The sequence below is a fragment of the Methanosarcinales archaeon genome (assembly GCA_014859725.1).
Classification (GTDB): Archaea; Halobacteriota; Methanosarcinia; order Methanosarcinales; family Methanocomedenaceae; genus Kmv04.
On record JACUTQ010000159.1, the window covers coordinates 1 to 4,804 of the forward strand.

Sequence of the window (4,804 nt, forward strand, 5' to 3'; positions counted from 1 at the left end):
CGATAATCAGGTTGCATAAAGCTCTTGCAAAGAAATGGCCAGCTGCTCGATCCAGTATGGATAAAATAAAAGTAATTCTCAACCGGGAACCAAACACACTGGATGTGTGGTTTGATGATGCTGAAAAAGAATTCATCTGTGAGGAAACAGGTGAAGAAATAATTTTAAAAAAGGACAAAGATAACAAGGTCATCGGATTTGAAAAGTTGAACCTTCTTACCGATAAAACGGGAAATATCCCTATTGAAGTACTCACTACGTAATGTTATGGTGTGTTTGATTTAGCAGCTGTGTAATAGATTATCCAGCTCATCCATATCGTTCGAGCATCTGCAACGGCAGCATACGGTCTGATATAGCCCCGTTTTGGTATCTGCTCCAAAGAAGCCCAGTTCCTTGAAGATCAGGGTCCTGGTGGATTCGGTAGGGGTCTTGTTCAGCAGCGTGGTGCTGTGAGCATTAAAGATCAGGCAGATATTGCTCTTCTCAATGATATTGGCCAGGTTCCTGAGCTTCATGTAATCGTCATCCCCGGTTCGCATGCTGTTAAAGAACAGCTGAGCATCATCGATCACGCACACGCCGCCTTTGGGGACCTGCAGGATAGCCTCGATCACCGCACCGCTGCTTGCCGATCACCAGATGGATACCGCTAGGATCCCTGCGAAACCGCTGGAACCACTTCTTCGAGCAGCCGGAGTTTATCTGACCATCTGATCCCGTCCTCCTGTTGATGAAAATATGCCCCTTCTTATTGTTCCCCATATAGTGTCGCAGCATCTCGCTGGTATTGCAGGTCAGCTTCATCGTCCTAGGCGCACAGGTGGCGCCTGGTCCAGCGGTTGTACTTGCTCTTGGTCTTGGGGAAAGTGATCTTGCCGGTATTGCGGTTCCACAGCTCGATCCTGGCCTCCAGGACCTCCCTGGGTCGGGTGGTGGTCTCGTAGATCATTCTGAAGAAGAGCTTTTCCCGTAAGGGGATCTGGGGGGACGGCACTACAAAAAGCTTTTATCTGCCTGGTTCCAAGAATATATCATGAGTTCAGAAATTGAAAATAAGTTTCTCTTCGAATTAAAACAAGCTGCCGTACCGCTGGTGGAGCTTGGCCTGTATGATTCTCCCGGCGAATTCATAAAGGATGTGACATCAGATTTCATAAAGCATAAGATACAATTTTATAAAAAACAGCTTAAAACATTTGAGAAAAAATATAACATGTTCTTTAATGCTCTTTCAAAGAAATTAGAAACAGGAGCCTCCATTCCAGAAGAAGATGACTGGATGGAATGGGAAGCCGCTGATAACATGCTGAAAGTCTGGAAAATGGCTGCCAAAGAGACTGGTATAAGTGCATAGGACAGTCAAGATTTTAAGGGAATCCAGTATTGTAAAATCCATTCTCTCAATCGATTCCGATGCTTTTGGGGATTATTATAGATTGAAGATACAGGCACGTCTTGTAAATGGCTGGAAGCTCCACGTCAGGGCGCACATGTGACGCCTGGTCCAACGGTTGTACTTGTCCTTGGGGATGCGAATAATATTTTTTCATATTTCAGGTAAAACAGGGCATATGCCTGGTTTTTCTTGATGTTCTGGTGAGGTTGGTGGGGGTGTGAATATGGAGGTTATGCCCGTGAGTGCCGGAGCAACTAGAAATATATTTGTTATGTTATAAAATATAAAACAACCCATTTATATCTTCAATCCCCCCAGCCTCTCTTCCTGCACTGAAGTATGCGCCCGCTCCCCTGTGTCAGGTAGCCTGGCTGGGCTGGATGGACAGCGGCTGTGTAATCAATCAGATCATAAACTTAAATCAGAGAAAACAATGAAGTTAAATTATATTGAGATAATATATCAACAAATCGGTGGATATTATGAGAACATTTCTGATTTCTATTCAAAAAGAAGATAAATTCTTTATTGCAAGATGTCCTGAACTTGGAGTAACCTCTCAAGGAGAAAGCCTAGAAGAAGCACATGCGAACATCAAAGAAGCTATAGAACTTTATATTGAAAGTTTTGGAACAGAAGACCTGCCACTTGAAACATCAAGACCATTCTGGACCACGGTAGAAGTTGTACATGCCTAAATTACCAGTCCTATCTGGAAACAAACTTGTGACGGCTTTAAAAAAAGCGGGTTTTGTCGAAGTACGCCAAAGAGGAAGTCATATTTCGATGCAGAAAGTAACGCTTGAAAAAACATTTAAAACGATTGTTCCTTTGCATAAAGAGGTAGCAAAAGGGACTTTGCTAGATATTCTTCATCAAACTGGATTAAGTAAAGATGATTTACTTGAATTGCTTGAATGAAAATATGCCCCTTCTTATTGTTCCCCACATAGTGCCTGAGCATCTCACTGGTATTACCGGTCAGCTTCATGGTCTTGGGCGCACCCGGGATGTGACGCCCGGTCCAGCGGTTGTACTTGCCCTTGGTCTTCGGGAAGGTGATCTCGCCAGTATTGCGGTTCCACAGTTCAATCCAGGACTCCAGGACCTCCCTGGGTCGGGTGGTGGTCTCGTAGATCATTCTGAAGAAGAGCTTTTCCCGTAAGGGGATCTGGGGAGAGGTGCACATGGCTTTGCATTCGTCTTTGTTCATGCCCCTGTCCAGCAGTACAATTTCCTGTTTTAGCGGTACTTCTCCCCCGTCCTCTCATAGTGGTCCACCAATACCCACGGTACGCGAGAGTTTGGATAAAGAAGTTGTGCCGGGAAGTGCTGCCACCACTGTTAAAATATTATTATAAATAAATTTAAAACCCATAACAACCATTATCTGCGTTCATCTGTGTTCATCTGCGGTTATTCTTGAAATGATCCAATACACTTTCATTTCTTCACTCTCTGCAGCCTCCATTCCTGCACCTGCCACCCCTCTTTTTGTACTGATAACTGGGCCCGCTCCCTGCGATCATCGTGGTCGGGGAGGTGGAGGACCGCGGGTGGTGTGCGGGAGTGAAGATAGGATGTTATGCCGGGAAGTGCTGGAGCTACTTGAAATATATTATTCATGTTATAAAATTACACCGGTTTTTGATCGCATCTTATGGTGATAAGAAAAATATTAATATTTATGTAACAATACTCTCTTATAACAAGATTATGATTACACAAAAAATAACATTAGGGGCAAATGAACTAAAGCTGTTGTTTACAGTGGAAGAGGAAAATAGATCTATCTTTACCATAAACGATGCAAAGCGGATTCTTGGAACCTCTCCTCCTTCAGTCTGGAATGTGATTTACCGCTTAAAGAAAAAGGGAAGGATCGAAGAGATAGAAAAAGGGAAATATCTGCTCATACCTGCAAGAGCCGGCTATGAAGGATCCTGGGTTGAAGTGCCATATCTTATCGTTCCACATATAATAGATACGTATTACATTGGTTTTTGGAACGCCCTTAACTATTGGGGTTTGACAGAACAGGTCCCCCAAATGGTCTTCATTGCCACAACACAGCGGAAAAGGGATCTGGAATATGGAAACACCAGATTCGAATTCGTCACACTGGCAAAAAAGAAATTCTTTGGTTTTGTGGAGGAGAAGGCAGCAGGAGGTAGTTTTAACATCTCTTCAAGAGAAAAAACCATTGTAGACTGCATGCTCTATCCAGGATATTGCGGTGGTCTGGATGAAGTATTCAAAGGGATATGGAACGCCAGGAATGAACTTGATTTCGTAAAGCTGTTTGATTATTCAAAAAGACTTGACGTGAACGTGGTTACCAGAAGGATTTCTTATGCGCTGGAATTGCTGGGATTGGCAGAAAAAATATCCATTGAGATAGGGAAAGGATACATGTGGCTTGATCCTCTCGGCCCGAAAAACGCACTGGAATATTCAAAAAAGTATGGACTTATAATAAACCGGACAGAAGAAGAACTGATTGGCTGGATGAGGCATTGATATGGACGAAAATGATCTAAGACGACAGGCCAGGAAAACTGGATTCGATGTAGCTACACTGGAAAAGGATTATGCACTTACATGGCTTCTCAGCAGCATTTACTGGAATGAGTCAAAGCTAAGGGATCTTCTGATCTTCAAAGGGGGGACGGCCATAAGGAAGATCTACTTTCCTGAATGGCGCCTTTCAGAAGATATAGACTTTACGATCATCAAACAGGTTGATCCTCATAGTCTGAAACAGGATTTTGAAGATGTTTTAGTATCGGTTAACAGGACGAACGGTATCATTTTTTCTGTAAGTGCTTTCAATGCAGGAGAGTTCGCGAATTTGCCAATATCCAGTTCCTCGGGCCAATGGGATTTAAAAATAAGATCTCCTTAGACATTTCTCTGAAAGAAAAATTGATCGAAAAGCCCCTGCAGATAAATGTGAAACCTGAATATGAAATTCCACCATTTGAGGTACTTGTTTATTCACCAAATGAGATCCTGGTTGAAAAGCTTCGAAGTATCCTTCAAAGGGGTAAAGCAAGGGATTATTACGATGTCGGGCGGCTCTTAAGAGAAAAAGATTTTAACCAGACTATGATTGGAGAACTGCTGATCGAAAAATGCCGGATTACAGGGATCGAATTCAAACCTGAACTGTTTTTTGATTAGACTTTCAGAAGTAAATAAATTCTGGACTATTGCACTTGCCAGACTTACCAGGGACCTTCCAGACTTCGAATTGATTGTAAAAGATCTAATGTCGATGTTAGATTTCATACCCCAGGGGAATGAATAGATCATCATTCAGAAATCGCTTGCTTCAAGAAAATATCTCACCATTGGTGATCGGTTAAGCCCTCCATATATCCATTAATCTCTTCCGATTAACAT

General features: G+C 42.8%; 12 protein-coding genes. 10 read left to right on the forward strand and 2 right to left on the reverse strand.

Going from position 1 to position 4,804, the window contains the following annotated elements:
- The first annotated feature begins 56 nt into the window (after positions 1-56).
- Positions 57-263, forward strand: coding sequence for a DUF2283 domain-containing protein (locus tag IBX40_10940; protein ID MBE0524833.1), 207 nt, complete (start codon positions 57-59; stop codon positions 261-263).
- A gap of 18 nt (positions 264-281) precedes the next feature.
- Here the strand turns inward: IBX40_10940 and IBX40_10945 are convergent, their stop codons facing one another.
- A complete protein-coding gene (locus IBX40_10945) occupies positions 282-617 on the reverse strand; it encodes a hypothetical protein (GenBank protein MBE0524834.1) in 336 nt (111 codons plus the stop codon).
- Positions 618-811: 194 nt separating this feature from the next.
- Positions 812-997 (reverse strand): hypothetical protein, encoded by a 186-nt coding sequence (locus tag IBX40_10950; protein MBE0524835.1) that lies wholly within the window; start codon positions 995-997, stop codon positions 812-814.
- A 39-nt stretch (positions 998-1,036) separates the two neighbouring features.
- Here IBX40_10950 and IBX40_10955 point away from each other — a divergent pair, with 39 nt between their 5' ends.
- The 9 genes from IBX40_10955 to IBX40_10995 all read left to right on the forward strand — a co-directional run bounded on the left by IBX40_10955 (position 1,037) and on the right by IBX40_10995 (position 4,582).
- The gene (locus IBX40_10955) at positions 1,037-1,357 is read left to right on the forward strand and encodes a hypothetical protein (protein MBE0524836.1); all 321 of its coding nucleotides are present in this window, start codon (positions 1,037-1,039) and stop codon (positions 1,355-1,357) included.
- Entirely contained in the window at positions 1,350-1,499 is a 150-nt protein-coding gene (locus IBX40_10960; GenBank protein ID MBE0524837.1) for a hypothetical protein, read from the forward strand. Before IBX40_10955 ends, IBX40_10960 begins: the two co-directional genes overlap by 8 nt.
- Before the next feature lie 382 nt (positions 1,500-1,881).
- Positions 1,882-2,097, forward strand: a complete 216-nt coding sequence (locus IBX40_10965) for a type II toxin-antitoxin system HicB family antitoxin (GenBank protein MBE0524838.1) — start codon at positions 1,882-1,884, stop codon at positions 2,095-2,097.
- Positions 2,090-2,320 (forward strand): type II toxin-antitoxin system HicA family toxin, encoded by a 231-nt coding sequence (locus IBX40_10970; GenBank protein ID MBE0524839.1) that lies wholly within the window; start codon positions 2,090-2,092, stop codon positions 2,318-2,320. The genes IBX40_10965 and IBX40_10970 overlap by 8 nt, the downstream gene beginning before the upstream one ends.
- 4 nt (positions 2,321-2,324) lie before the next feature.
- Positions 2,325-2,564: a hypothetical protein gene (locus tag IBX40_10975; GenBank protein ID MBE0524840.1), complete on the forward strand. Its 240-nt coding sequence runs from the start codon at positions 2,325-2,327 to the stop codon at positions 2,562-2,564.
- 22 nt (positions 2,565-2,586) lie between these two features.
- Entirely contained in the window at positions 2,587-2,760 is a 174-nt protein-coding gene (locus IBX40_10980; protein ID MBE0524841.1) for a hypothetical protein, read from the forward strand.
- Positions 2,761-2,968: 208 nt separating this feature from the next.
- Positions 2,969-3,919, forward strand: a complete 951-nt coding sequence (locus tag IBX40_10985) for a type IV toxin-antitoxin system AbiEi family antitoxin domain-containing protein (GenBank protein ID MBE0524842.1) — start codon at positions 2,969-2,971, stop codon at positions 3,917-3,919.
- 1 nt (position 3,920) lies between these two features.
- A complete protein-coding gene (locus tag IBX40_10990; GenBank protein ID MBE0524843.1) occupies positions 3,921-4,304 on the forward strand; it encodes a nucleotidyl transferase AbiEii/AbiGii toxin family protein in 384 nt (127 codons plus the stop codon).
- A 20-nt stretch (positions 4,305-4,324) separates the two neighbouring features.
- On the forward strand, positions 4,325-4,582 hold the full coding sequence (locus IBX40_10995) for a nucleotidyl transferase AbiEii/AbiGii toxin family protein (protein ID MBE0524844.1): 258 nt from the start codon (positions 4,325-4,327) through the stop codon (positions 4,580-4,582).
- Positions 4,583-4,804 lie beyond the last annotated feature (222 nt).

What these genes read in the sequence shown, in the direction of transcription:
- IBX40_10940 (MBE0524833.1), top strand. Translation starts at nt 57, where the DNA reads ATGGATAAAATAAAAGTAATTCTCAACCGGGAACCAAACACACTGGAT.
- IBX40_10955 (MBE0524836.1), top strand. Translation starts at nt 1,037, where the DNA reads ATGAGTTCAGAAATTGAAAATAAGTTTCTCTTCGAATTAAAACAAGCT.
- IBX40_10965 (MBE0524838.1), top strand. Translation starts at nt 1,882, where the DNA reads ATGAGAACATTTCTGATTTCTATTCAAAAAGAAGATAAATTCTTTATT.
- IBX40_10970 (MBE0524839.1), top strand. Translation starts at nt 2,090, where the DNA reads ATGCCTAAATTACCAGTCCTATCTGGAAACAAACTTGTGACGGCTTTA.
- IBX40_10975 (MBE0524840.1), top strand. Translation starts at nt 2,325, where the DNA reads ATGCCCCTTCTTATTGTTCCCCACATAGTGCCTGAGCATCTCACTGGT.
- IBX40_10980 (MBE0524841.1), top strand. Translation starts at nt 2,587, where the DNA reads ATGGCTTTGCATTCGTCTTTGTTCATGCCCCTGTCCAGCAGTACAATT.
- IBX40_10990 (MBE0524843.1), top strand. Translation starts at nt 3,921, where the DNA reads ATGGACGAAAATGATCTAAGACGACAGGCCAGGAAAACTGGATTCGAT.